Source organism: Nonomuraea diastatica, assembly GCF_004349015.1.
Taxonomy (GTDB): Bacteria; Actinomycetota; Actinomycetes; order Streptosporangiales; family Streptosporangiaceae; genus Nonomuraea; species Nonomuraea diastatica.
On the sequence record NZ_SMKP01000169.1, the window covers coordinates 1 to 24,501 of the forward strand.

General features: G+C 71.3%; 19 protein-coding genes and 1 pseudogene. 10 read left to right on the forward strand and 10 right to left on the reverse strand.

What is annotated here, in order from left to right:
• Window positions 1-1,039 (forward strand): FAD-dependent oxidoreductase (locus E1294_RS40260; protein WP_165977738.1); only part of this gene is annotated, 1,039 nt, incomplete at its 5' end.
• Window positions 1,040-1,459: 420 nt separating this feature from the next.
• Here E1294_RS40260 and E1294_RS40265 read toward each other — a convergent pair.
• The gene (locus tag E1294_RS40265) at window positions 1,460-1,903 is read right to left on the reverse strand and encodes a helix-turn-helix domain-containing protein (RefSeq protein WP_165977739.1); all 444 of its coding nucleotides are present in this window, start codon (window positions 1,901-1,903) and stop codon (window positions 1,460-1,462) included.
• Between the two features lie 150 nt (window positions 1,904-2,053).
• On the opposite strand from E1294_RS40265, the pseudogene E1294_RS40270 reads away from it, so the two are divergent.
• Window positions 2,054-2,377, forward strand: a pseudogene (locus E1294_RS40270) (STAS domain-containing protein); the annotation flags it as partial.
• 186 nt (window positions 2,378-2,563) lie between these two features.
• Here the strand turns inward: E1294_RS40270 and E1294_RS40275 are convergent.
• Together E1294_RS40275 and E1294_RS40280 are read right to left on the reverse strand one after the other, a co-directional pair.
• Window positions 2,564-3,493 carry an aldo/keto reductase gene (locus E1294_RS40275; protein WP_132516226.1) on the reverse strand — a complete coding sequence of 310 codons (930 nt, stop codon included), beginning with the start codon at window positions 3,491-3,493 and terminating at the stop codon, window positions 2,564-2,566.
• Window positions 3,494-3,549: 56 nt separating this feature from the next.
• A complete protein-coding gene (locus E1294_RS40280) occupies window positions 3,550-4,560 on the reverse strand; it encodes a polyprenyl synthetase family protein (RefSeq protein WP_246083643.1) in 1,011 nt (336 codons plus the stop codon).
• Window positions 4,561-5,058: 498 nt separating this feature from the next.
• On the opposite strand from E1294_RS40280, the gene E1294_RS40285 reads away from it, so the two are divergent.
• Together E1294_RS40285 and E1294_RS40290 are read left to right on the forward strand one after the other, a co-directional pair.
• A complete protein-coding gene (locus tag E1294_RS40285) occupies window positions 5,059-6,411 on the forward strand; it encodes a cytochrome P450 (RefSeq protein ID WP_165977740.1) in 1,353 nt (450 codons plus the stop codon).
• Complete coding sequence (locus tag E1294_RS40290; protein ID WP_246083644.1) at window positions 6,408-7,946, forward strand: prenyltransferase/squalene oxidase repeat-containing protein; 1,539 nt, start codon at window positions 6,408-6,410, stop codon at window positions 7,944-7,946. Before E1294_RS40285 ends, E1294_RS40290 begins: the two co-directional genes overlap by 4 nt.
• A 429-nt stretch (window positions 7,947-8,375) precedes the next feature.
• On the opposite strand, the gene E1294_RS40295 is transcribed toward E1294_RS40290, so the two are convergent.
• Window positions 8,376-9,257 carry a terpene synthase family protein gene (locus tag E1294_RS40295; protein ID WP_132516228.1) on the reverse strand — a complete coding sequence of 294 codons (882 nt, stop codon included), beginning with the start codon at window positions 9,255-9,257 and terminating at the stop codon, window positions 8,376-8,378.
• A 717-nt stretch (window positions 9,258-9,974) separates the two neighbouring features.
• Here E1294_RS40295 and E1294_RS40300 point away from each other — a divergent pair.
• From E1294_RS40300 to E1294_RS40315, 4 genes are all read left to right on the forward strand, one after another.
• Complete coding sequence (locus E1294_RS40300) at window positions 9,975-12,365, forward strand: sensor histidine kinase (RefSeq protein ID WP_132516229.1); 2,391 nt, start codon at window positions 9,975-9,977, stop codon at window positions 12,363-12,365.
• Window positions 12,362-12,781: a roadblock/LC7 domain-containing protein gene (locus E1294_RS40305; protein WP_132516230.1), complete on the forward strand. Its 420-nt coding sequence runs from the start codon at window positions 12,362-12,364 to the stop codon at window positions 12,779-12,781. Before E1294_RS40300 ends, E1294_RS40305 begins: the two co-directional genes overlap by 4 nt.
• 68 nt (window positions 12,782-12,849) lie before the next feature.
• A complete protein-coding gene (locus E1294_RS40310; protein ID WP_132516231.1) occupies window positions 12,850-13,191 on the forward strand; it encodes a DUF742 domain-containing protein in 342 nt (113 codons plus the stop codon).
• A complete protein-coding gene (locus E1294_RS40315; RefSeq protein WP_132516232.1) occupies window positions 13,172-13,759 on the forward strand; it encodes a GTP-binding protein in 588 nt (195 codons plus the stop codon). The genes E1294_RS40310 and E1294_RS40315 overlap by 20 nt, the downstream gene beginning before the upstream one ends.
• Window positions 13,760-13,806: 47 nt before the next feature.
• On the opposite strand, the gene E1294_RS40320 is transcribed toward E1294_RS40315, so the two are convergent.
• The 3 genes from E1294_RS40320 to E1294_RS40330 all read right to left on the reverse strand — a co-directional run bounded on the left by E1294_RS40320 (window position 13,807) and on the right by E1294_RS40330 (window position 17,426).
• Window positions 13,807-14,523 (reverse strand): DUF6882 domain-containing protein, encoded by a 717-nt coding sequence (locus E1294_RS40320; RefSeq protein WP_132516233.1) that lies wholly within the window; start codon window positions 14,521-14,523, stop codon window positions 13,807-13,809.
• Window positions 14,524-14,610: 87 nt separating this feature from the next.
• Complete coding sequence (pstS, locus tag E1294_RS40325; protein WP_165977741.1) at window positions 14,611-15,681, reverse strand: phosphate ABC transporter substrate-binding protein PstS; 1,071 nt, start codon at window positions 15,679-15,681, stop codon at window positions 14,611-14,613.
• Window positions 15,682-15,896: 215 nt separating this feature from the next.
• Complete coding sequence (locus E1294_RS40330) at window positions 15,897-17,426, reverse strand: alpha/beta fold hydrolase (RefSeq protein ID WP_132516235.1); 1,530 nt, start codon at window positions 17,424-17,426, stop codon at window positions 15,897-15,899.
• A gap of 130 nt (window positions 17,427-17,556) precedes the next feature.
• Here E1294_RS40330 and E1294_RS40335 point away from each other — a divergent pair, with 130 nt between their 5' ends.
• Window positions 17,557-18,777 carry a sensor histidine kinase gene (locus E1294_RS40335; protein WP_165977742.1) on the forward strand — a complete coding sequence of 407 codons (1,221 nt, stop codon included), beginning with the start codon at window positions 17,557-17,559 and terminating at the stop codon, window positions 18,775-18,777.
• 11 nt (window positions 18,778-18,788) lie between these two features.
• Window positions 18,789-19,433 (forward strand): response regulator transcription factor, encoded by a 645-nt coding sequence (locus E1294_RS40340; protein ID WP_132340901.1) that lies wholly within the window; start codon window positions 18,789-18,791, stop codon window positions 19,431-19,433.
• Here the strand turns inward: E1294_RS40340 and E1294_RS40345 are convergent.
• From E1294_RS40345 to E1294_RS40355, 3 genes are all read right to left on the reverse strand, one after another.
• Window positions 19,418-21,301 carry a YyaL domain-containing protein gene (locus E1294_RS40345; RefSeq protein WP_132516236.1) on the reverse strand — a complete coding sequence of 628 codons (1,884 nt, stop codon included), beginning with the start codon at window positions 21,299-21,301 and terminating at the stop codon, window positions 19,418-19,420. The genes E1294_RS40340 and E1294_RS40345 overlap by 16 nt on opposite strands.
• A complete protein-coding gene (locus tag E1294_RS40350; protein ID WP_220448203.1) occupies window positions 21,298-23,880 on the reverse strand; it encodes an alpha-mannosidase in 2,583 nt (860 codons plus the stop codon). The genes E1294_RS40345 and E1294_RS40350 overlap by 4 nt, the downstream gene beginning before the upstream one ends.
• Window positions 23,877-24,501, reverse strand: a 625-nt coding sequence (locus E1294_RS40355) for a D-sedoheptulose-7-phosphate isomerase (protein ID WP_220448204.1), incomplete at its 5' end; no start/stop codon positions are given. The genes E1294_RS40355 and E1294_RS40350, both read right to left, overlap by 4 nt.

A 24,501-nucleotide genomic window follows, 5' to 3' on the forward strand; every position in this document is an offset into this window, starting at 1 on the left:
GGCGACCGGCGGGCCCTATCTGGCTCATGACGGTGCTCATGTCTTCTACGCCGACGGCCCGCACTGGACGTGGTTGCGGGAGCGGTGCCTGGTCGGGGCGCTGGGCCGGCCGGCGGTGCGTGATGCCCGGGCAGGGTTCGTACGGGATGGCCGGCTGCGGCGGCTGCCGCCGGCCGGTTTCGCGCGGATGATGGCGACGGGCCCCCGCACGGCGCCGGTGGACGTGGACTTCCACACCTGGGCATCCGCCCTGTACGGCGAGAGCACGGCCCGGACGGCCGCCAACGCGATCGGCGTGGTGACGTTCGACGCCGACACGGGACGCTTGTCGGCCGCGTTCGTGTGGACCCTGCTGCGCCGCGTGTTCGCCCTGCGCGTACCAGCGGTCCGCTGGGTGATCGGCGGCTGGCAGGCGGTGATCGACCGGCTCGCCGCCCGCGCCCGCGACCTCGGCGTCCGCGTTGAGCTCGGTTCCCGCATGCACCACCTGCCGGGCGAGCCCACCATCGTGGCCACCGAACTGTCCTCCGCCCGGATCCTGCTCGGCGACGACACCCTGCGCTGGCAGAGCGGTAACGGCGTGCTGCTCGACCTGGCCGTACGCTCGGCCCGCGGCGACCGCTTCATCTGCTGGGACCTCGACGGCGGCGGCTTCCACGAGACCTATTCCATGCAGGATCCCACGGCCGCTCCCCGAGGGGAGTCCCTGTTCCAGATCGACATGCCGATCCGGCACGACGAGTCCAAGGCCGAGGCGACCCGGCGGGTGCAGGCGCTGGCCGACCTGGCGGTGCCCGGCTGGCGCGAGCGCGTCACCTGGCAGCGCTCCGGCGCGGCCAAGCACCGCACGGGCGCGCTCGACCTGCCCGGTCAGACCTGGCGCGACCGTCCGGCGGTCGACCGGGGCCACGGCGTGTTCCTGGCGGGCGACATGGTGGCCGCGCCCGGCATGCGCGGCGAGATCTCCATCAACAGCGCGATCATGGCCGCCGAGGGCGCTCTGCGTGCGCTGCACGTCACCGACCACGCCGCCCGATGACCCACGATTCCCTTTCCCACCCACCGCAACTTGCTGTTCAGCCTCGCCTACGACATCTGGGCAGCGCCGGCGACGCCGAGGACGCCGTACAGGAGACGTGGCTGCGCCGGCACGGTGTGGTCCGCGTCGCGGGTGCGTCGCGGCCTGATGGAGGTGCCGGCCCCGACGTGACGCTCCGCACCGACGGCGGCGGGCGCGTCACGGCGGCTCTCCGACCGGTCACCGGCGGCGATCGGGTGAGCAGGCTCCCGGGGTGTGTCGCTCCTCAACCCCGGCAAGCCGGCCCGCCTGATCGGCTGAGACGCCGGGGAGCAGCCCGCCTGCGCGGGGAGGCCCGCCCCGGATGGCCTGCCGGGACCGCCCGGGCGAGCAACAGGGAGGCCCGCCCCCGGTGGACTGCCGGCACCGGCTGGGCGAGCGTCAGGTCCGGTGCGGTTCCGGGCTGGCGACCTGGTCGGCCACCTCGCCGATGCGCGCCAGGCGGACGAGGGCGGGACGGGAGAGCACCTCCCCGATGTCGTGCAGCGCGATGATCAGCTCCTCGACCCCGTCGAGGGGCGTGTTCCGCTCCCTGTTCAGCAGGATGCCGCGGTATTCCTCGGGAGAGACCGCCCCGCCCGGCAGCTCGATCCGGTCGCCTTCGGCGCGGAACAGCGCCGGGACGGAGGTGTCGAGAGCCAGCGCGAGGGCGGTCAGCTCGGCGGCCGTGAACGCCCGCTGCCCGCGCTCGGCCTGGTGGACGGCCTGCCGGCTCCACGGCCGGTCCAGGTAGCGGCCCAGCGCCTCACCCAGCTCGGTCAGCGACATCCGCCGCTCCGCCCGCAGGCGTGCGATCTGCAACCCGATGGCCTCCTCGACGCGCATCCCATCCCCCACTCCTGTCATCGTGCACGATGACGCCGAAAGCCCTCTATTGACGCGGATGCCGCTCCCGCATAGTGTAAACGCACAGATTCCCCCGTCATCACCACGAATGACGCGACTGAGTGAGCTGAGGGGTTCCAGATGCGAGACATCGACTTAGAGGTCTTCGGGCCGACCGGCGACTGCGCCGCCGTCAGGGTCGTCGGAGAGATCGACGTGTTCACCGCGCCACGGATGCGCGAGCAGGTGCTCGACCTCGTGGCCAAGGGGGTCGTCCACGTCGTGGTCGATCTGAGCGGCGTGGAGTTCCTCGACTCGACCGGTCTGGGGGTGCTCGTGGGCGCGCTCAAGCGGCTGCGTACCCATGAGGGGTCACTCGCCCTCGTGATGAGCACGGACCGCATCGTCCGCATCTTCACGATCACCGGCCTCACTGCCGTGTTCCCGATCCACGACGCCGTTCCCGACGCGATCGCGGCCAACGCCCACTGGGTGCGCGCGGTAGAGCGCGGGGGCGAGAGCGTCGAGGAGTGGTGCCGCCGGCACGGCCTGGCCTGACGCGGGCGCCGCCCGTAGGGCAGGCGCGTCGAGGACGGCGGGCGGGCAAGGGGCAGGGGATGCGTGAGACGCGGACCGTCCGGAGCGGATCGGCCGGCGGGGTCAGGGGCGGGAGGCCTGGTCGAGGAGGGCCAGTTCGCCGGCGCCGAGCCTGAGCGACGCTGCCTGCATCAGCGTCTCCAGCTGCTCGACGTTGCGCGCGCTCGCGATCGTCGCCGTGATCGTCGGCTGGGCGGCGACCCAGGCCAGGGCCACCGTGGCCGGCGCGACGTCCCGGCCGGCCGCCACCTTGCCCAGCGCCTCCAGCGTCCTCGGCCCGTGTGCCGTCGCCAGGTACGCGGAGGCCTTCCCCGCCCGGGGGCTGTCGACCTGGACCCCGGGCGCGTACTTGCCGGTCAGGAAGCCGCGCGCCAGCCCGAAGTACGGTGTGCCGGCCAGCCCTTCCCCGGCCACCACGTCCCGCAGCTCGCCCTCGTAGGCGCGCTCGACCAGGTTGTACGGCTGCTGCAGGGCCACATACCTGGCCAGGCCCTCGGCGTCGGAGATCGCGAGTGCCTCGGCGAGCCGCGCCGCCCCGTAGTTGGACGCCCCGACATGGCGCACCTTGCCCTCGCGGACCAAGGCGTCGAACGCCGCCAGCGACTCCGCCAGCGGCGTGTCCTGGTCGTCCACGTGGGCCCAGTAGAGGTCGATGTAGTCGGTACGCAGCCGCCGCAGCGAGCCCTCGACCGCCGTGCGGATGGTGGCGGGGGCGAGCCCGCGCAGGCCTTCCAGCATGCCGACCTTGGTGGCGAGCACGATGGACTCGCGGTTGCCGCGGGCGGCCAGCCACTCACCGATGATCGTCTCAGAGGTGGACTCGCCGGTCTCCCATGCCGGATAGACGTCGGCGGTGTCGATGAAGTTGCCGCCGCCCGCGACGTAGGCGTCCAGGATCGCGAACGAGGTCTCCTTGTCGGCCGTCCAGCCGAACACGTTGGCGCCGAGCGACAGGGGAAAAACGGACAATTCGGTGGTGCCGAGCGATCTCATCCCGTCATTATCCGCACCCGCCAGAGACAACTCGCCGCGCCCCCTGGTCCGGCCGGTCAGTGGACACGGTTCACCAGGGAGTCGCACACCGCGCGCAGGTCCCCGGCGTCCGGCAGGTGCCGGTCGACCATCTCCAGCGCCGACGACATGTAGCGGTCCGCCAGGGACCGGGCGGCGTCGCGGCCGCCCGCCTCCTCCACGAGGTCGGCGGCGTGCCGCAGGGAGCCTTCGTCCATGCTCCCCGCCGACAGCAGCGCGGACAGCTCGCGCGCGGCCGGGACGTCGGCGGCCAGGGCGGCCAGCACCGGGAACGTTTTCTTCGCGCGCCGCAGGTCGCCGTACACGGGTTTGCCCGTCACGCCCGGGTCGCCCCAGATGCCGAGCATGTCGTCCACGATCTGGAAGGCCACCCCGAGGTCGCGTCCCATGTCCCTGAGGGGGTCCGCGAGCTCGGGCGCGCCGCCCAGGGCCACGCCCGTGGCCGCGGCGGCGCCCAGCAGGCCGCCGGTCTTGCCCGCGGCCATGTCGGTGTATTCCGCGACTGTGACCTCGTTCGGCCCGCGCCACGGGCGGTTCTCGAAGGCCATGTCGGCCGTCTGCCCCTGGACGAGCTCGACCAGCGCCGCCGACAGGTAGGGGATCGCCTCGGGCCACCCGGCGAGCTGGCCGACGGCCAGCGCCAGGAGCGCGTCGCCGGCGAGCAGGGCGGGCCCCACGCCGTACGCCTTCCAGAGCGCCTCGCGGTGCCTGCGCCACTCGTCGTGGTCGATGATGTCGTCGTGCACCAGCGAGAACGCGTGCACGAGCTCCACCGCCACGGCACCCGGCAGCGCCGACTCCGCCGTTCCTCCGACGGCCTCCGCACTGAGCAGGGCGACGGCCGGCCGCACGGCCTTGCCTCGGTCACCGTTGCCGGGCCTGCCGTCCGCGTCCGACCAGCCCAGGGCGAATCCGGCCATACCGGCGCCCCACGGATGCAGCACCGAAACGGCCTCCCTGAGGGCCGGCTCGAGTAAGTCCCGGCAGCGGTCCATGGCGCCGCCGCCCGACGGATGGCTGAGATTCAACAGGTACTCCTACCCCGGTACGATCTTGAACCTACATGCATAAGCATGTGATACTCCACTCATCGGTTGACTCTTGTCAGGAAATGTCCATGCCGTGAGATGGACACCGTAGGCGATGGAGGAACAACCTGTGGCGATCGACGCCGCCCCACCAGAACGCGTCCGTTCCCTCCAAGCTCTTGGCTCGCCTGTCCTCGTCCGCACGGGCCAGGCAGACCACCGGACCGCACCACGCGGCGCCGGACGGACCGCGTGCCGCCACCGCGGGCGCCCTTCGGCCCAAGACCTCAGCCCACAGATCTCGACACAGCGGGCGATCAGGACAGAGAGCGGGCGAGCCGTCCTCCTGCCGAAGAGCGCTCAAGCCCATGAGCGATAGCCGTCGTAAACGGACTTTCGTCCGAGAACAACATAAGTCGCTAGATATCTTCACCTGACTCTACGTTCATCGCCATCCCGATCGGGACCGCCGCCATGCCACATGCCAGGGGGACATCCGTGATCAGACCCCAAGTCGTTCCCTTCTACCGGGCCATCCCCCGGCTAGTGAAAGATCCGGTCACCGAACTGGCCCGAATGGCCACCGACGCCGCCGGGCGGGTCGTCCGGCTCGACCTCGGCCCCTTCCGCCCTTACCTGATTTCGCATCCGGACCACGTCCAGCAAGTGCTCAAGACAGACTGGACCAACTTCGTGCGCGCGGGCATGTTCTGGCAGCCGCTGCAGCGTCTGATCGGTCAGAGCATCATGGGCGAGGGTGAGGCATGGGCGTCCGCCCGGAAGATCCTCCAGCCGCTCTTCACCGCTCGCTACACGGCCTCACTGGCCGAGGACATGGCCGACATCATCGCCGAGCGCATTGTCGAGCTCGACGACTTTGCGCGGACGGGCCGCCCGATCGACGTTGAGCACCAGATGACCTCGATCGTCAACCAGGCCGTCATCCAGCTCCTGTTCGGCGGCCGGATCACCCGTGACACCGCTGAACGGCTGGCGCCCGAGTTCGCCACGTGCGCCAGCTCGATCGGCTTCCGCATGCTCTTCCCCTCCGCGCCGTACTCGATCAGGGTCCCGGGCGACCGCGCCTTCCTGCGATCCACGAGAAAGATCCACGAGATTATCGACCCCCTCATCGAGCGGGCGCAGCGCGAGAACACCGAGAGCAAGGAGGTCGTCTCGGCGCTGCTCACGGCCAGGCTCGAACAGGGGGGCGGGGCCGACCTGCGGCAGATCCGCGACGACCTGGTGAACGTTTACGGCGCCGCTTCGGAGAACACGGCGATGTCGCTGATGTGGCTGTGGACCGTGCTGCACGACCACCCGGAGGTGAACGCCCGGCTGCAGGAGGAGATCGATCGTGTGGTAGGCGGTGGCCCCGTGCGGCCGTCGCACGTCGCCGATATGCCGTATATCCGTATGGTCCTGCAGGAGGTCGTGCGGATCTACCCGAGCGCCTGGGTCGTCCCGCGCCAGACCGTGACGGAAACGGAGATCGGCGGCGTCCGGATCAAGGCCGGCTCGCAAGTGCTGATCAGCCCATACGCCACCCACCGGCTGGAGGAGTTCTGGCCCCGGCCGACGGAGTTCGATCCCGAGCGCTGGGCCAACGAGAAGACCGGACGCAGGCACCGCTACTCGTTCATCCCCTTCGGCGCGGGCCCACACGTCTGCCTCGGCCAGCACCTGTTCTACATCGAGGCATCTCTGTTGATCGCCAACCTGTTCACCAGGTACCGGCCGGCGCTGCCCTACCCGCAGAAGCTGACGCCCGTACTGGGGGGAGCCACCTTGCGACCCAAGGAGAAGCTCTTCCTCCAGTTGCACCCGATCGAACGGAATCTCGCGGCGTGAGCATCGGCGAAGCAGCGGACATCGCCACGGAAGCGGGCGACCTCGTCGCGAGCCTCATGCTCAGGCCGTGGGGGCAGGTTTCCCCCTCGGTCTACGAAACCGGCCGGCTGGTCTCCCTCGCCCCGTGGCTGACCGGCCACCTGGAACGCATCGACTACCTGATCCGCACGCAGCGGCAGGACGGCGCCTGGGGCGCCCCCGACGGGTACGGCGTGGTGCCGACCCTGAGCGCCACAGAGGGGATCCTTTCCGCGCTGACGCGCGGGGACCGGGGCACGAACCGCGAACGCCTCGCCGACGCGGCGGACCGCGGCCTGCGGGTGCTCGCCACCTGGCTGAGCAGCCCGCTCGAGCTCCCCGACATGCCGGCGATCGAGCACATCGTCCCCTCTCTCGTCGCCCGCATCAACCAGCACGTCGAGGGCTTACCGGGCCGGGCGCCGATGCCGTTGCCCGAGGCCATGAGCTACGACACCCTCCACGCTGTCCGGTCGTGGGTCAAGTCCGGTGTGGAGGTGCCGGAGAAGCTGCTCCACGCCCTGGAGATCGCGGCCGAAGAGGCTGTCGACGCGCCCGGCATCCAACCGACACCCATCGGCAGCGTCGGCGCCTCGCCCGCGGCGACCGCCGCCTGGCTCGGAGGGCGCGGGGGACACGACGCGCACGAGTGGGCCCACAGACATCTGGAGGCGGTGGTCCGCTTACACAACGGGCCCGTACCCGTCGGTCTCCCCATCACCGTGTTCGAACGAGGCTGGGTGCTGAGCTGGCTGCTCCGGGCGGGCGTGCCCGTCGACGTGCCTCCGGAGATGGTGACCGACATCAGGGCGGCCATAGGTCCGGCCGGCACGCCAGCGGGAGCCGGGCTGCCCGCCGACGCCGACACGACATCCGTGGCGCTGTACGCTCTGGGACTGCTCGGCGCGCCGCACGAACCGGGCAGCCTGTGGGGGTTCCGCTCCAGCACCCACTTCTCCACCTGGCCCGGTGAGCAGGGCGAGTCGGTCAGCGTCAATGCGCACGTGCTGGACGCCTTCGGTGAGTATGTCCGCCGCAGGCCGGCCGCCGCACCACACTACGACGAGACCATCGCCGAACTCGCCGCCTGGATCCGCGATCGTCAGCGGCCAGACGGGAGTTGGACGGACCGGTGGCACGCGTCACCGTACTACGCCACCGTCAGCTGCGCGCTGGCGCTCGATGATTTCGGCGGAGACGTCTCCCAGGAGGCGGTGCGTGCGGCGGCCGAGTGGACGCTGGGGACTCAGCGGCCGGACGGCTCCTGGGGCCGCTGGGAGGGCACAGCCGAGGAGACCGCGTACGCTATGCAGATTCTGCTGCTGCCCCGGGACCGTACGGATCCGGGGCGCCTGCGTGCCGCGGATCGGGGTCATGAATACCTGGAACGCACGACCGGCGACGACCACCCTCCGCTCTGGCACGATAAGGACTTGTACGTTCCGCTCGCCGTGACCCACGCTGCGGTGATCGCCTCGTCGTACCTCATCCGGCAGGCCCGGGCTCAGGCGGTCTAGCTCCAACGAGTGTCGACATCCGCGGCGAGATCCCGGAGTGGTGTACGCGTGCGTGTCCCTGGCCACGTACCAGCCGCCGCTGAAGGACACGCACCTGCGCTGCCCGTCCGCCGCTGCACGCGGTCGGCGGGCAGATCCGCGAAGTCGGCGTTGCGTGTCGGGCGATGTGCGCCGGCACTCGTTCGACTGCCCGAGGGCGAAGACGAGCTGGACCGGATGCGCGGCCACCTGGCGGCGACCGGCTCACGCTGGCGGAACCTGCCCGCCGGGAAGATGCCACCATCGTGCTCGCCGTCCTGAGGCACGACCAGCGTCATAGGACCGGCGCATCCACACCAAGGTCCGCCTGCTCGCCATCCACGTCACACTGCTGCTGCGCGCGCTGATGGGCCTCGTACGGCCCCATCCGGTCCCCGCGACCACTCCGGCTCAGACGGTCCAGAAATCACTGCCGTTCAAGTAGAAGCCCCAGGTGGTCATCATTTGGTGGCGAAGATCTCCGGCCACGCCCGGACAGGACTGTGCGAGCCGATCCAGCACCAGGTCACATGCCTGGCGCTCTTCGGTGATCAGTTCCAGCAGAGCGTGCTCGTCGAGCCCCAGCATTCGTGCGTTCAGGTCCGTCCATTGGCAGTCGCGTTCGAAGGTGCGCAGGTCGTTGACCAGGCGCATGACCCGTTGAGTTGCATTGGCGGCGTCGATGATCGCCGGCAGGTGCTCGCGAGTGGCTTCCGGCTCATCGGTGCTGATCAAACGGCACACCCCGACACAGGTGGAGCCAAAGTTCGCCGCATTACCCAGATACTCCTCCAGGGTGGGTGCGGCGGCGGCCTGCCGGGCCGCGGTCTTCCACTCCCATTCCCGCGCCATCGCATCGAGCATCGCGGCCGACTCGGTACGCCACACCGGTCCCAGATGACCGAACGCGGGCGCGTGAGCCAGGTCATCGCGGATGTCAGCGAGTAGCCGGGCCAGGGGCGTATGCGGGTCGTCGCCGGCGATGACATCCTTGCAAGCCTCGACGATGGCCCGTACCTGGGATCGCTGTGTCGCATCACGGTCGATGGCCGCGTCGAGCGGGAAGATCCACAACGCCAGCTGGGATGGACTCCGCAACACGTTCGGGCCATGGCGCGGGGTGCCGTAGACCATCATGTTCGCGACCTGACCAGGGGTGTCGGCGAAGTCACCAGTGTCGAAGAGTTCGGGGTGGCACGCGGCAGTGCGGCGGAGGTCACGGGCGCATTCCGCTGCGCGGGCGGACAGCCCACCGGACGAAAGCTCGTCAGGGAGGGACGGCGAGGGGCTCATGACGGCTCCTGTCAGGTACTCCCAGCCTAAAAGGGATACCGGGGTTGGAAACTGCGCGTTGTTCGGAATCGGTTTATGATCACACCGCGACTGAGATGACACAACGTGGGCGGCGCCCACGGTACACGCCGGCCAGGCGAGCAGCGGGGCGGGCCTTAGCCATCGTCTGGGGTGTTGATGAAGCGACAGGAGTACTGGCAAGCCTTGGTGTTATCGCGTGTCCCTGCCGTCCACGACAGTGGCGAGCGTCCATGGCGGGGAAGGAGGGCTCCGCCGCCCCGCGCCCCGCGATCCGGGGCACCCACCGCCCGGTGGGGCGTCACCGGGGGTGCGGACCGTACGGGCGGGCAGGCGGGCACCCAGGATGGGCACCCACCACCAGCCAGAGCACGGGGACGGAGTCGAGTGCGGCCTCCAGGACGTCGCCGCGGTCCCGCTGTGGCATACCGGCCAGTTGGTGTGACTGCTCAAGGAAACACTCTACGAGGTCGCCGCGAAATACCTGGAGACAGGGTCGGTCACTTGTGAAGGATTCCGATCTCTGACCAGTTTTGTTGCAACCTTGACTATATGCGGAGAAGTTTGGACATATGTGATTCATGTTGCTTGAGAGGTGCTTTGCCAGTGCGCTAGAGTCACGTGATCGACACAGCATGCAACCTGCCGCACGCAAGGTGACCGGCACAGAGATATAACTTTCACAGGGTGGTTACGATAATGCGTTTCCGCAAGACGGGGCTGCGGACCAAGATCACGGCTCTGCTGCTCTCCCTGGCGGCCTTGTGGGTCTTCGCTGCGTGGGTCACCCTCCGTGAGGGAGTGAACCTCCTGTGGACCTCCCAACTCGATTCCGCTATAGCAGCCCCCAGCGATCCAGTGCTCTTCGGCCTGCAAAAAGAGCGTCGGCTTTCGGCCGTGAGGCTGGGCGAGAAGACCACCAAATCCCGCAATGAGCTTGAAACTCAGCGTGAGCAGAACGACCGCGTCATCGCCGCTTTCCAGGAGTCGGCCAGCGCCGGGCTGGTCAGCTGGGCGTTGGACGATCAAGGCGAGAAGCGGCTCGCCGACCTGCTCAAGCAGCTCGAATCGGTCAAGGAGATACGCGAGGCCATCGACACGGGCAGGCTTAGCCGCGTACAGGCGACGACCGCGTACAACGACGTCATTGACCCCGTCTACGCCCTCTACGGCTCGATGGCAACGCTCGACGACAAGGAGATCGCCAAAGACGTCCGCACCCTCGTCGCTCTGAGCCGCGCCGGAGAGCTCCTCACCCGGGAGGACGCGCTCCTTGCCGGCGCACTCGCCGAGAGGCGGCTGACTCCCGCCGACCAGGCGCAGTTCAGCCAAGCCGTGGGCGCCTGGCGGATCGTCGCCGAACAGGCCGCAACCGATCTCCCCGATTCCGAAAGGGCCGCCTACGACAAGCTGACCCAGGGCCGGTCGTTCGTCCAGCTCCAGAACATGGAAGCGCAGGTCATGAAGCATGACTCGACGGCCCTGAACGTACCGTTCACCGATGAAGAGTGGAAGTCGGCAACCGAACGCCACCTGGCCGACTTCAACACCATGGTGCTCGGCGCGGGCGACCGCGTGGTGGACAGGACCGTGCCCGTCGCCGTCAACGTGATCGTGCGCCTGGTCCTCGCCGGCGGTCTCGGGCTCATCGCCGTCATCGCCTCGGTCGTCCTGTCCATCACCACGGCACGTGACCTGCTCGCACAACTGCAGAAACTCCGCGACGCCGCTCATGAGCTGTCCGACGAGCGGCTGCCGGGCGTCGTCGAGCGCATCGGCCGCGGTGAGGAGGTCGACCTCGCCAAGGAGGTCCCGGCGCTCGACTTCGGTGACGACGAGATCGGCCAGGTGGGCCAGGCGTTCAACACCGTCCAGCGCACCGCCGTCAGCGTCGCCGCCGAGCAGGCGGAGCTGCGCCGCAGCATCCGTGACATCCTGCTCAGCCTGGCCCGCAGGACACAGGGCCTGGTGCACCGGCAGCTCACCGTGCTCGACGTGATGGAGCGGCGCGAGACCGACCCCGAGGAGCTGAAGGAGCTCTTCCGGCTCGACCACCTCGCCATCCGCATGCGGCGCAACGCGGAGAACCTCATCGTGCTCTCCGGCTCGTCCCCCGCCCGTACGTGGCGGCGCTCCGTCCCGATGGTCGACGTGGTCCGAGGCGCGCTGGCGGAGGTCGAGGACTACACCCGCGTCACGCTCATGCCGATGGGCGACGTCGTGCTCATCGGCCGCGCCGTCGGTGACGTCATCCACCTGCTGGCCGAGCTGATCGAGAACGCCGTGTCGTTCTCGCCCCCCTACACCAGCGTGCAGGTCAGCGGCCAGCTCGTGGCCAACGGCTACGTGATCGAGATCGAGGACCGCGGGCTCGGCATGAAGACGGAGGACCTGGAGTCCGCCAACGAGCGCATCGCCGACCCGCCCGAGTTCCGCATCACCGGCACCGCCCGGCTTGGCCTCTACGTGGTCAGCCAGCTCGCCAAGCGGCACGACATCCAGGTGGTGCTCAAGGCGTCACCGTACGGCGGGACGACGGTCGTGGTGCTGCTGCCGCAGGAGCTCGTCCAGCTCGACCCCACGCCCGAGCCCCAGCAGAACGGCGGCCGCGAGCGGCTGCCGCGCAGGGCGAGCGCCGTGGCCACCGCGACCAGGCCCGCCGTCGGCGAGAACGTGCGCACGCTCAAGTCGGCGCGGCGCGCCGCCGATCCGGCGCCTCCCCCCGTCTCCGCCCCGGCGCGGACCCCTGCTCAGACCCCGGCCCCGGCTCCGGCCCCCACGCCCGTCCCGACACCGGTCCCCGAACCGGCGAAGGACCCGGAGCCACGATCCGAAGAAACGCCAGCCGAACCGGAGCAGCAATCTGTGGCCGAGTTCACGCCGTCAGGGCTGCCGTTGCGCGTACCACAGGCCAACCTGGCGCCAGCGCTGCGTGACGACACGCCCACGCAGCCCGACCTCGAGGAGGACGATGACGAGCGCTCTCCGGAGGAGATCCGCGCGATGATGGGATCCTTCCAGTCCGGCACCCGTCTCGGCCGCACCGAAGCGGCCAAGATGATGGACGAACAGTCGGGAGGTGAGTCATGACCCCCACTTCGGGCACCGACCTCAACTGGTTGCTCGACGACCTCATCGGCCGCATCCCTGAGGCCGACCACGCGATCGTCCTGTCCTCCGACGGCCTGCTGATGGCGTCTTCTGCCGAGTTGCAGCGGACCGACGGAGAGCACCTGTCCGCCGTCGCCTCCGGGTTGCAGAGCCTGGCCAAGGGCGTCTCCGACCACATTTCCGGTGGCGCGGTCCGGCAGACGGTCGTGGAGTGGAAGTCCCAGTTCCTCATCGTGACCACAGCTGGGGAGCGCGCCTGCCTGGCCGTGCTGTGCGCGCAGAACGCCGACATCGGGCTCGTCGCGTACGAGATGGCGATGCTGGTGGCACGGGTGGGCCAATATCTCACTTCCGGCGCCCGCAACGCCGAGGCCATCGCCAGGAGTGACCGGTGAGTGGCCCGGTGAGTGGGCCGGTGGGTGGCCCGGTAAGTGGCGCTGACGGGCCCACCGACGAGCACTGGGTGGATCCTGAGATCATCCGCCCCTACGTCGTGACCCGCGGCCGCACGCAGCCCGCGCACGGGAGGTTCGACCTGATCTCCATGGCGCTGGCCGTGGGGCCGGCGCCTGGCCCCGATGCCGGGCTCGACCCCGAGCACCTGCGCATCCTGCAGCTCTGCCGCGAGCCCAAGTCCGTCGCCGAGATCGCCGCTTACCTCGATCTGCCGGCCGGCACGATCCGGGTGCTGCTCGGTGACCTGTTCGACCGCGAACTTGTCTCTGCCCAGGAACCACAATCCGAGGTGGACATGCACGACATGAAGATGTATAGGGCGGTGCTCGATGGCCTTCGCTCGCTCTGAGCGTCCGCGCCTGCCTACGGCGATCAAGATCTTGATCGCCGGCGGCTTCGGCGCGGGCAAGACGACGATGGTCGGTGCGGTCTCCGAGACCCGGCCGCTGCGCACCGAGGAGGTGCTGACGGACCGCGGGATCGGCGTCGACGACCTCACCTCCGTCGAGGCCAAGCGCACCACCACCGTGGCGATGGACTTCGGCCGGATCACCCTCGGCAACGACTACGTCCTCTACCTGTTCGGGACGCCCGGGCAGGAACGCTTCTGGTTCGTGTGGGACGAACTGGCGGAGGGCTCCCTGGGCGCCGTCATCCTGGCGGACACCCGGCGCCTGGCCGACTGTTTCCCCTCGATCGACTATTTCGAGCGGCGGGGCACGCCGTTCGTGGTGGCGGTCAACTGCTTCGAGGGGGCGCAGACGTTCGACCTGGACGAAGTGCGGCTGGCCCTCCAGCTCAACCCGTCGGTCCCCATCATCATGTGCGACGCGAGGAAGCGCGAGTCGAGCCGGGAAGTGCTCATCACCCTGGTCAAACACTCGGCCCGGCTTCGCGCGGAACCGGTCGGCAGCTAGCCTGGGGGGCGGAGATCAGCCGCCGCCCAGCCATGCCCGGGCGGCGCTCAGCCGCTCGGGGACACCGATGCCCTGAGGTCGGCCACGCGACCATACTCGTCGAAGCTGACGGTCGCCTCCAACCCTGGCGCCGTCAGCTTCGCCTGGCCGCCGGCCCAGTCGACGCCCAGCCCGCGCCGCACCGCGTAGCCGTGCAGGGCGCGCCGGCGGTCGGTCAGGGGCAGGCTGCCGATGAGCCCTTCCTGGATGACCCGCATGACGCGGGCCGGCTCGGGCCGCGGCAGGTCGAACTCCGGGTGCTCCACGAGGAACGCGGCCCGGGTGCCGCCGCCGGCGTCGCCGTTGTAGGAGGTCCAGTGGCCGGTCACGGCCTTGGCGGCCTCCGTGAGGAGCGCGGCGGCGAAGGCCGGCTCGCCCGGCGTGCGGGGCAGGGCGTCGAACTGCACCTCCGCGGAGGCGAGTTCCGGTATGCCGTGCCGCCGACCGAAGTCGCGCAGCGTCGCGGAGGCCGCCGCCACCTCGGGCGGGAAACCGGAGGGGTTCGCCCAGGCCCACAACCACGAGCGCGGGCCGGGGGCGGCGCTGCCGAGCAGGTGGAAGCGGGTGCAGGTGATGGTGCGGCCACCGGTGAACTCGAAGCGCGGCCGCTCCAGGTCGACGTTCCAGGCGTGATCTCCGAGGACTTCCTCGAGGTGGAGCTGGTGTTCGAGCGAGAGCAGCGCGGCGTCGTCGAGGAGATTCGTGAAGGTAGGCGATTCAGACACGACGGGCACCCTAGGGCCTTCGCCGGGCGGCGTCCATCCGCGCGCGCCGCTATGGCACCCGACGACGAGTCGCCACCGGTCTTCCGATCAGCGTGTGACGTCGAGCCGGGCCCGCACCCTGGCGAGCAGGTCATGCGGGAGCGGGGCGTAGCCGTACAAGGAGAGGGACGACTGGCCGGCGTCGCCCGCGGTGTAACGCAGGAAGGCCCGCACCGCCGGGCCGGTGTTCTCCGAGCAGGTGATCTCGTAGGTGACCAGGACGATGGGGTAGGCGCCTTTACCTTTGGCGCGGTAGTCGAACTCCACCACGAGACCGTTCCTGCCGTCGGCGATCCGGGCGCCCCGGAGGGCCTCGGTCGCGCTCTCGGGCGAGAGCGCGACGAACCGGCCGGAGGCGTTGCGCACCTTGGCGGTGCGCAACCCGGCGTCGCCGGTGAACCCGTGCTCCACGTACCCGATGGAGCCCGTGGTGTGCTGGACGGCGTCGGCAACACCCTCGGACCCCGCGACGCCCTGCCCGGAGCCGGGCCACTTCCTGGACGGCTGGTGCGGCCAGCGGCCCGCCGCCTTGAGATAGGCGGTGAAGTTGTGGGTCGTGCCCGAGTCGTCGGACCGGTGGAAAGGGCGGATCGTCGTGCTCGGCAGGCGTATACCGCGGTTGTCGGCGGCGATCTCCGGTGCGTTCCACCTGGTGATCCGCCCGCTGAAGATGCCGCTCAGGGTGGTGGGCGACAGCTTCAGATCCGGCATGGACGGCAGGTTGTAGGCCAGGGCGATGGGGCCCACGACCATGGGCACGTGCAGCGCCCGGCTGCCGCAACGTCTGTCGGCCCGCGCCTGCTCGCAGGGCCGCATCGCGACGTCGGAGCCGGCGAACGCGGTGGTGCCGGCGATGAAGTCGCGGATGCCGGCTCCCGATCCGTTGGCCCGGTAGTCCACCCGCAGATCCGGATGCATCCGGCGGAACTCGGCACGCCAGGCGTCCATCGCGCCCTTCTGCGCGGTCGAGCCGGAGCCGGAGATCGACACGGTGGCCGGAGGGCTTTCGAGCGGGTCGTCCGGGATCAGGATCGCGGCCCCGCTGAGCCCGGCGGCGCAGGCGCCCAGGGCGAGGGCGGAGAGGAGCGCGGGCCCTGCAGCCCCTGTCAGTTTTGACATCTCAGTGACGTTATGAAGGGATCGTGTCGGTCGTGTTAAGGACCCGTCTGGCATGAGGCTATAAAGGGCGATTTTTGCGTCAAGTCGGCTCGGTCCGGCTGAGTGGCCCGGCCGCCGGGCACCGGCCGGACCTTGGACCTCAACCTGCTCCGCGCCCCCGAGCCCTGGCCGGGCCGGGACCGGCCCCCTGATCGGGAATCCCTTCCTTCAGGTCATCACCCGCCCGCGGAGCGGGAGCGGCGGTTCTCCTTCTGGCCGGGCCGGCAGACGGTGCCGGGCGGCGGCAGGGTCAGATCGACGAGGTAGCGCGTGGCGTGCCCGATCGTGCAGCGGTCCCCGCTCATGTAGAGCACGTGCCCGGGCCCCTCGTAGCGGATCGTGGTCGAGCCGGGGACGCGGCGCACCAGGCTGTCGGTCAACGGGTGATCCGTCCAGGTGCCCGCACCCAGCAGCGGCGGCAGGCCCGCCGTGGGCAGGGGGCGCGCCGGGTTGGCGACCCGGTACGGCCAGCCGGTGCAGCCCAGCAGGTCGAACGAGGAGCCGCCGAAGTTCGGCGAGGCCTCGCGCCCCTGGGCGCGCATCCTCTTGAACTCGGCGTAGCCGTGGTAGCGCCGGTCGTCTCCGCAGGTCATGCCCACGGCCAGCGGCATCGACCAGACGCGGGCGTTGCCCAGGAGGACGTGGGCGAACCCGGAGCCGTCGCCGCGCCGGGCCTTGTCCACCGCGTCGGCGAAGCTCAGCCACCGCTCGTGCTCCGGCCCGGGGTGGAAGGGGAAGCCGAACCACCTCAGGGAGGAGCCGGTCAACCTCCCCCTGCCGAACTCCTCCGAGGTGACCGGGATGGGCGTACGATCCGCCCGCCTGGTGAGCGCGCGCCAGGCCCTTCCCGCGTCCTCGCCGTGCAACGCGCAGGCGGCGGTGGCCGCGCACCAGGTGGTGAAGCGGGTGAACATGCGCTCCAACGCGGGGTAGCCCACCAGCATCTGGTCGTGCCACCCGTCGGGCTGGTTGATCACTCCGTCGAGGTACATGGCGCGGATGCGCTGTGGGAACAGCCGCATGTACGCCGCCGCGGGCACTCCCCCGTAGGAGGCGGCCATGAAGCTCAGCTTCCGCTCGCCCAGCACGGCCCTGATCGCCTCCATGTCCCGGGCCACCGCGATCGAATCGAGCCGGGTGAACAACCCGCTGCGGTCATGCTCGGCGCAGGAGCGCATCGCGCGGGCGAACGCGGCGGCCTGGGCGTCGTACTCGGCGCGGGTCCGCGGCTCGGCCAGGTGCGGGACGGCGGGCCGCGCGCAGACCTCGGGCAGCTTGGCGGCCAGGTCGGTGTTCCTGGGGTTGTAGGCGACCAGGTCGAATCGTCGCCGGAGTTCGGCCAGGTCGGGCGCGAACCTCTTCAGGTCCTCGATCCCCTTGCTGCCGGGGCCGCCGGGCACGTGCAGCACGCTGCCGATGCGGCTGCCCTGGCCGGTCGCCGGGAGTCGGGCCAGGTCCAGCGTGATCTTCTTGCCGTCCGTGTCCGACCAGTCCAGCGGGACCTCGAGTGAGGCGCACCGCATCCCCTGGGGGACGTCCTTCCCCGGGCACGCTCGCCAGCCGATCGTTGCGGGGCGCTCCGCCGCCGGGTCACTTCCCGCCGCCGGGCCGCCCTCCGCCGCCGAGATCGCGGGAGCCGCCGGGGCGAGGAGCCCGGCCAGCGCCGTCACCAGCACGATCGCCGCCGCGCTCGTCCTGCCGCGCATATCCGTACCTCCATGTCGTCGTCGCCCTCCACGCTCGCGGGACGCGGATCCGGACACCACGGGAAAAGCCCTCCGGCCTGGTTCGGGAGATCCCGAACGCCTGGGCGGGATATCCGCCAGGCTGGAGAGGGTGAACGTCTCTTTCCGTGCGCTGCCGGCCGCGTGGGACCCGCGGAGGGTGGGGCGCGAGCTCGGCTACGCGCTGGTGTCGCTGCCGATGGCCGCCGCCGGGCTGGCCTACCTGCTCCTCCTGGTGGCGACGGGCCTGTCGGCGGCGACCGTGGCCGGGGTGCCGATGCTGGCCGTGGGCGTGCTCGGCGCACGGCGCCTGGGCGCCGCCGACCGGCGGCTGGCCCGCGCGCTGCTGCGGATGCGCGTGGCGGAGCCGCCGCCGTTCCGGCCCCGTCCCGGCCTGGCCGGGTGGCTCGGGTCGGCGCTCGGCGACGCCGTCGCGTGGCGGGCGGTCGCCTACCGGCTGGCCAAGGTGCCCGCCGCGATCCTCGCCTGCGCGACGGCCGTCGGCCTGTGGGGTGGCGGGCCGATCCTGCTCGCCTGCCCTGCCTGGTGGGCGGGCTCCTGGGCTCAGGGCCTGGCCATGAGCGCGGCGGGCGCGGCTCTCCTGCTGCTCGCCCCCTGGGCGGTACACCTCGCGCTGGCGCCCGAACGCCTGCTCGTACGGACCCTGCTCGGGCAGAGCGGGGCGGCGGCGCGGATCAGCGAGCTGGAGACGACCCGGGCGCAGGCCGTGGCCGAGTCGGCCGCCATCCTGCGCGGGATCGAACGCGACCTGCACGACGGGACGCAGGCCCACCTGGTGGCCCTGGCCATGGGCCTCAGCATGGCGAAGGAGGAGCTGGCGGAGGCCGGCGGGGACGAACGGCTCGACCGGACGCGCCACCTGGTCGGCGTCGCGCACCGCAACGCCAAGCAGGCCCTCGCCGAGCTGCGCGACCTGCTGACCGGCATCCACCCGGCCGCCCTCGACCAGGGGCTGGAGACGGCGCTGGGCACGCTCGCCGCGGGCAGTGCCCTGCCCGTCGCCCTCCGCGTCGATCTGGCGGACCGGCCGCCCGCGGCGGTCGAGACCATCGCCTACTTCTGCACCGCGGAGCTGCTGGCCAACGCGGCCCGCCACAGCGGCGCCCGGCGGGCCGCGATCGAGCTGGCGGCGCACGGCGACCGGCTGCGGCTGCGCGTCCGCGACGACGGCGCCGGCGGAGCGGCCATGGGCCGCGGCACCGGGCTGCGCGGGCTGGCCGACCGGGTGCGCGTGGTGGACGGGACACTGGAGATCGACAGCCCGCCCGGTGGCCCTACGGTGGTGACCGTGAATCTGCCCGCGCGAGCGTGAAGGAGAGCGGCATGCGCATCGTGATCGCGGAAGACGCCGCGGTGATCCGCGACGGGCTGGCTCTCCTGCTGACCGGCAAGGGCCACGAGGTCGCCGCCGCCGTGGGCGACGCCGCCGCGTTGTGCGCGGCCGTGGCCGAGCACCGGCCCGACGTGGCCGTGGTGGACATCCGCATGCCGCCCACCCACACCGACGAGGGCCTGCGCGCCGCCATCCGGCTGCGCGGGGAGCACCCGGGGCTGGGCGTGCTGGTGTTCTCCCAGCACATCGAGACGCGCTACGCCGCCGAGTTGCTGGCGGGCGGCTCGCACGGCGTGGGCTACCTGCTGAAGGACCGGGTCGCGGAAGTGAGCGAGTTCCTTGACGCGCTGGCCAGGATCGCGGCCGGCGAGACCGTGCTCGACCCGGAGGTGGTCACCCAGATCATGGGAGCGAGCAGGCGGGCTGAGGACCTGCGCGAGCTCACCGACCGCGAACGCGGCGTGCTGGCCCTGATGGCCGAGGGCCGTTCCAACGCCGCGATCGCCTCCGCCCTGTTCCTGTCGTACGGCTCCGTGGAGAAGCATGTCACGCAGATCTTCGCCAAGCTCGGCCTGCCCCCGTCGCGCGGCGACCACCGGCGGGTGCTGGCCGTCCTGCGCTACCTGGAGCCGTGACCCGCCGTCATGGAGACCCGGTCACGGGCGAGCACCTGCTCGCAGGCCAGCAGCAACACCCCGGCACTCCAGGCGTGCGACAACGTCAGGTACATGCCCTTGGGCTGGAAGCAGTCCGTCTGGTAGTAGCGCTCGGTGATCATGCCGCGGTAGGCGTTCATGTCGCCGTCGGCGGCGGGCAGCAGCTGGCGGAAGCAGGCCAGCGTCTCGTGCGCCCGCTCGGCGTAGTAGGGGTCGCCGAGCGCCTCCGACAGGGCGATCAGCTCGTCGGTGCACACCAGGCCGTAGGCGTGCAGGTGCTGGTTGGACGGTGACGCCTGGTCGGCGCCGCGGGTGGCGAAGCCGTACACGCCCAAGGGGGTGCGGGGGCCGAAGCGCACGTTGTAGGAGTAGCGGAAGGTGAGCATCCAGTCGGCGGCGCGGCGGGCCAGGTCGAGCCAGCGGGCGGCGCCCGTCGCGCGGTGCAGTGCCATGTACGCGATGACGGCCGCGTAGCCGTCCTCCGACGTCGGCGCCAGGTCGACGTCCTCAGGGGCGCCGTAGACGAACTCGTCCTCGACGAAGGCCGCGTAATAGCCGCCCGCCCGTTCCGCGGCGCGCAGGTGCGTCTCGCCGCCCGCCTCGCACAGGGCCGCGATCCAGGTCAGTCCGGACGCGCCCGACCAGGACAACACCTCACCGGTGGCCGCGTGGTGGAGGGTGCCGAGGTTGCCGTCGGGCCGCTGGCGGGCCACCATCACGTCGAGGTTGGAGCGGGCCGCCGCCTGCCAGGCCGGGTCGGGCCGGTGGCGGAGCGCCCGCAGCAGGAACAGCGTCGCCTCCCCCAGCGTGCGGGCGTGCAGGGCGTCCTTGGTGTGGCTCCAGCTCTGCGACCAGCCCGAACGGCGATACCACGTGCCCCAGAACGTGCCGGAGGGCGACAGGTTGGCGCAGATGAAGTCGATCACCCGCGAGGCGGCGGCGACGTGCTCGGGCCGGCCGGTCCGCAGGCCGTGCTCCAGCAGCGCGGACGCCCACGGGATTCCGCTGACCCAGCCGACGTGCATGGCCTGCCGGTCGACCCGCTCGCCGTCGGCGCCGCTGACCTCCCGGTCGAATCCGACCGTCTCCAGCAGCACCCCGGGGTCGGGGTCGTAGTGCCAGCGGTGGAGGCCCTCGGCGGCGATGCCGGCCGCCTCCTCGACGTCCTGCCACGGCTCTACGGGAGCGGCGGGCAGGCGCAGCTCCCGGTCCTCGCGCAGAAACGGCGCGTACGCGTGCCGGTCGGCCGGCAGCGGGCACGTCGCCACGGTCAGCTCGTGCGACTCGCCGGGCTGCCAGACGTGCGTGGCGGCCTCGGCGGGCAGCGCCAGCGCCGAGCCGTAGTAGGTTATCGGGAACTCCTGGTACGGGAAGAGCAGCCCAATCGTCGCCTCCCCCTGCGCGTGCTCGAAGGCCAGGCCGGTGGTGCCGAGCGCCGACTCCTCGTCCGCGATCAGGCAGGCGCCCGCCTCGTCGCCCCACACCATGACGGCGGGGGTGGCCGCCCGGTCCGCGCGGAACCCCCACCGGGCCGAGACCATCTCGTCGGGCCGGTCGGCCCCGGCCTCGAAGCGGGGGTACACCCGCCGGCACGCCGCCGGCCGGTTCTCGCCGTAGAACAGGCCGGGAATGAGCCACCACGGGCCGGCGGCGGGCACCCGCCTGCTGACGCGCACGGTGCCGGCGGACGGCTCGGCGCCGTCGTACCGGATGGTCAGGCGCAGCTCGCGGCGGCCCGTCGCGCGCCGCTCGCCCCACCGCCCGCTCATGGTGTACGGCCCCGCGCCCAGCACCTCGACGGCCACCTCGCCGCCGGCGGGGTCGGCGATCAGCAGCGGACCGGTCACCACGACTCCACGGTGAACGCGCCCTTGCGGGTGCCGAACTCGATCAGGTCGGTCTCCACGGCGGAGTGCGGATCGTCCAGCGGGATCCGGAACGTACGGATCTGGCTGGGCCCGAAGTCGGCCGTGAGCCTGACGCCGGCCAGGGGGATGTCGAGTGTGGCCACGGCCGCCCGTCCGGTGCTCTCCACGGCGCGTACCACCAGGTCGCGCGGCGCGTCCTCGTGCAGCTTCACCGCGGTCACCACGACCTGGCCGCCGCCGTCGTCGAGATAGCCGCGCGCCGGGGGAAGCGGGCCGTCGTGGAAGCTCTCCAGCATCGCCCGCACCGGGGAGCCGAGCACCGCCGCCCGGCGGGTCAGCCCGGCGGCGCGCCAGTCGCCCGCGTGCGGCACCAGCAGGTAGTGGAACCGCTGCGTGCCCTGGTCCTGGTAGGAGTAGTGGCCGCCGGGGTCGAGCAGCCGGGGATCGTGCCAGGCGTAGACGGGGCTGCGCACGGCGGTGATGCCGATGCTGTGGTCTCGGCCGGCGCTCGGCGGGGCGACGTCGTAGCCGTGCTTGGCGTTGTTGACCACGGCCAGCCCGGCGCGCGTGCCGGCGACGGCGCCCGACAGGTCCACCCATGACTGGGCCGGCTCCTCGGCCCCGTCGATCGGCCTGCCGAGGTGCGCGAACGGGATCTCGTACGTGGCCGCGGGGTTCTCCAGCGCGACAGGGAAGCGCAGCTTCATCAGGTGCGCCCGCTCGCGCCAGTCGAGCGTGACGCGCACCTCGACCGCGTCGTCGTCGCCCGCGCCCAGGATGAACTCCTCGGTCATCGTCGAGCGGCCCCACGCCCGCTCGACCCGGATGCGGGCGCGCAGCGGGCCGATCTCGCGCAGGACGATGCCGGTGGTCGCCATCGCCTCGCCCGGCCAGTCGTAGGACACGACGCGGTGTCCCCAGGTGTCGGTCGGGTCCTCGCAGATCTGGGTGTGCTCGCCCGCCGCCCCGGCCACCAGGTCGACGCCGGTGCGCTTGTCGAGCAGGCTCGTCAGCCAGCCCGTGCCGGGGTCGAGCTCCAGGCGGAGCACGTCGTTCTCGAGGTGCAGCTCGGAGGCCGACAGCGTGCCGGCCGCGTGCATGCCGGGGCCCTGGCGCAGCCGGTAGAGGCGGTAGCCCAGCGGCGGCAGCTCCGCCTGGAACACGGTGGCGCCGCGGCCCTTGTCGTCGGTGGTCGCCACCGACTGGGTGCGCTGGCACGGCACGTCGGCGCCGTCGGCGTCCACGACGTGCACGCCGCTGGGGGCGAGGCCGTACTGCATCTCGACCCGGGTCGTGACCGGCCACGGGTGCGGGTTGAACACCACGACCGGCTGTGTGCCGGCCTCCTCCGGCACGCGGATGTCGCGGGCGATCACGTTGTGCGCCCTGGTGATGATCCGTTTGGAGATCGCCACGGCCTCGCCGAGCTGGTCGCGGGCGTCGTCGTAGGCGGGTTCGATGGCCGAGCCCGGCAGCACGTCGTGGAACTGGTTGAACAGCACCTGCTTCCACGCGCGTTCCAGGTCGGCGCGGGCGTCGTGGCCGGCGATCGCGGCCCACCGCTCGGCCGACAGCACGGCCGCCTGCGCCCTGCGCTGCCACGCCTTGACGCCGGAGTGGGAGGAGTAGCAGCCGGCCGCGTGGTGCTGCAGGTCGTCGCGCCACACCGGCAGCTCGGCCAGGCCCTGCTCGCCGAGGCGCTTGGCCATCTCGTCGAAGTAGCGGCGCGGCGACGACATCGTCAGCTCGCCGAACGTGCCCATCCGGTCGTAGCGGTGAATCGACTCGATGTTGGCCTTGGTGGGGCCGCCGCCGTGGTTGCCGACGCCGTAGAAGATCATCAGGTCGCCGAGCGAGTGGTCGAGCTGGCCGAGCGCCTTCTCGGTCTGCCCCGCGACCTCGCCGGGCGGGCTGCAGTATTCGAACGGGATGCGGTATGCCAGCACGCGGTTGCCGTCGGGCGCCTCCCACCAGAACATCGTGCTGGGCAGCTCGCTCTCGTGCGGCCCGGGGCGCAGGAAGCAGTAGGAGTCCATGCCCTGCCCGCGCAGGATGGCGGGCAGCATGGCGTTGTGGCCGAACGGGTCGACGTTCATGCCGACCGACGCGGTGACCCCGAACTTCTCCTTGAGGTAGCGCTGGCCGTACAGGCCCTGGCGGACGAACGACTCCCCCGACGGCATGTTGCAGTCGGGCTCCACCCACCAGCCGCCGGTCATCACCCAGCGGCCCTCGTCGACCTTCTCCTTGATCCTGGCGAACAGCTCGGGGTCGGACTCCTCCACCCACGACAGCAGGACGACCTGGTCGCAGGTGAAGACGAAGTCGGGATATTCGTCCATGCGGTGGATCGCCGACCAGAACGTCGCCCGCGCCTCCTGGTAGCCCTCCTGCCACGGCCACAACCACACCGGGTCGAGGTGCGCGTTGCCGATCATGTGCAGGGTGCGGTCAGGGGTGGCGGCCGGTCGCGGCGCTCGGGGCAGGCCGTCGGGCTGCGCGCCCGAGGGGGCGTTCGCCATGGGGGCGGCGGACGTGGGGTCAGGGCGTCTGGTCATGCGGCGGCCCATGCGTCGACCTTGTCGCTGATCATGTGCAGCATCAGTGTGTGGATCTCCTGGATGCGCGGGGTCTCGGGCGAGGGGGCGAGAAGGAGGTGGTCGGCGTGCTTCGCGGCGGCTCCGCCGTCGCCGCCGCCGAAGAGTACCGTGACCGCGCCCCTGCTCTGTGCGGTCGCCAGCGCCTCGACCACGTTGGGAGAGTTTCCGCTGGTGGTGAACGCCGCCACGACGTCTCCTGGCCGGGCGAGGGCCTGGACCTGCCGGGCGAAGACCTCGTCGTAGGCGTAGTCGTTGGCGATGCACGTCATGACCGTGGCGTCGGTCGTGAGCGTCACCGCGGGCAGCGGGCGGCGGTCGCGCTTGTAGTGGCCGACCAGCTCGCCCGTGAGGTGCTGGGCGTCGGCCGCGCTGCCGCCGTTGCCCATCGTGTAGAGGGTGCCGTCGCGGATGAAGGTCTCGATGAGCAGGTCTGCGACGGCCTCGACGGCCGGGACCAGCTCCGCCATGCGGCGGGCCGCGGCGAGATGGCCTTCGACGTGCCCCGCGAGCGCGGGCGGCAGCCCTGCCGTCCCGAACATGTCGCCGGGCGGCCCCGTAGTGCCGTGGGACGCGCGGGAC

Excerpts from the sequence above, each read along its gene's own strand:
- E1294_RS40305 (WP_132516230.1), top strand. The coding sequence starts at position 12,362 with ATGACCCCCACTTCGGGCACCGACCTCAACTGGTTGCTCGACGACCTC.
- E1294_RS40275 (WP_132516226.1), bottom strand. The coding sequence starts at position 3,493 with ATGAGATCGCTCGGCACCACCGAATTGTCCGTTTTTCCCCTGTCGCTC.
- E1294_RS40330 (WP_132516235.1), bottom strand. The coding sequence starts at position 17,426 with ATGCGCGGCAGGACGAGCGCGGCGGCGATCGTGCTGGTGACGGCGCTG.
- E1294_RS40315 (WP_132516232.1), top strand. The coding sequence starts at position 13,172 with ATGGCCTTCGCTCGCTCTGAGCGTCCGCGCCTGCCTACGGCGATCAAG.
- E1294_RS40300 (WP_132516229.1), top strand. The coding sequence starts at position 9,975 with ATGCGTTTCCGCAAGACGGGGCTGCGGACCAAGATCACGGCTCTGCTG.
- E1294_RS40295 (WP_132516228.1), bottom strand. The coding sequence starts at position 9,257 with ATGAGCCCCTCGCCGTCCCTCCCTGACGAGCTTTCGTCCGGTGGGCTG.
- E1294_RS40350 (WP_220448203.1), bottom strand. The coding sequence starts at position 23,880 with ATGACCAGACGCCCTGACCCCACGTCCGCCGCCCCCATGGCGAACGCC.
- pstS (WP_165977741.1), bottom strand. The coding sequence starts at position 15,681 with ATGTCAAAACTGACAGGGGCTGCAGGGCCCGCGCTCCTCTCCGCCCTC.
- E1294_RS40340 (WP_132340901.1), top strand. The coding sequence starts at position 18,789 with ATGCGCATCGTGATCGCGGAAGACGCCGCGGTGATCCGCGACGGGCTG.
- E1294_RS40265 (WP_165977739.1), bottom strand. The coding sequence starts at position 1,903 with ATGCGCGTCGAGGAGGCCATCGGGTTGCAGATCGCACGCCTGCGGGCG.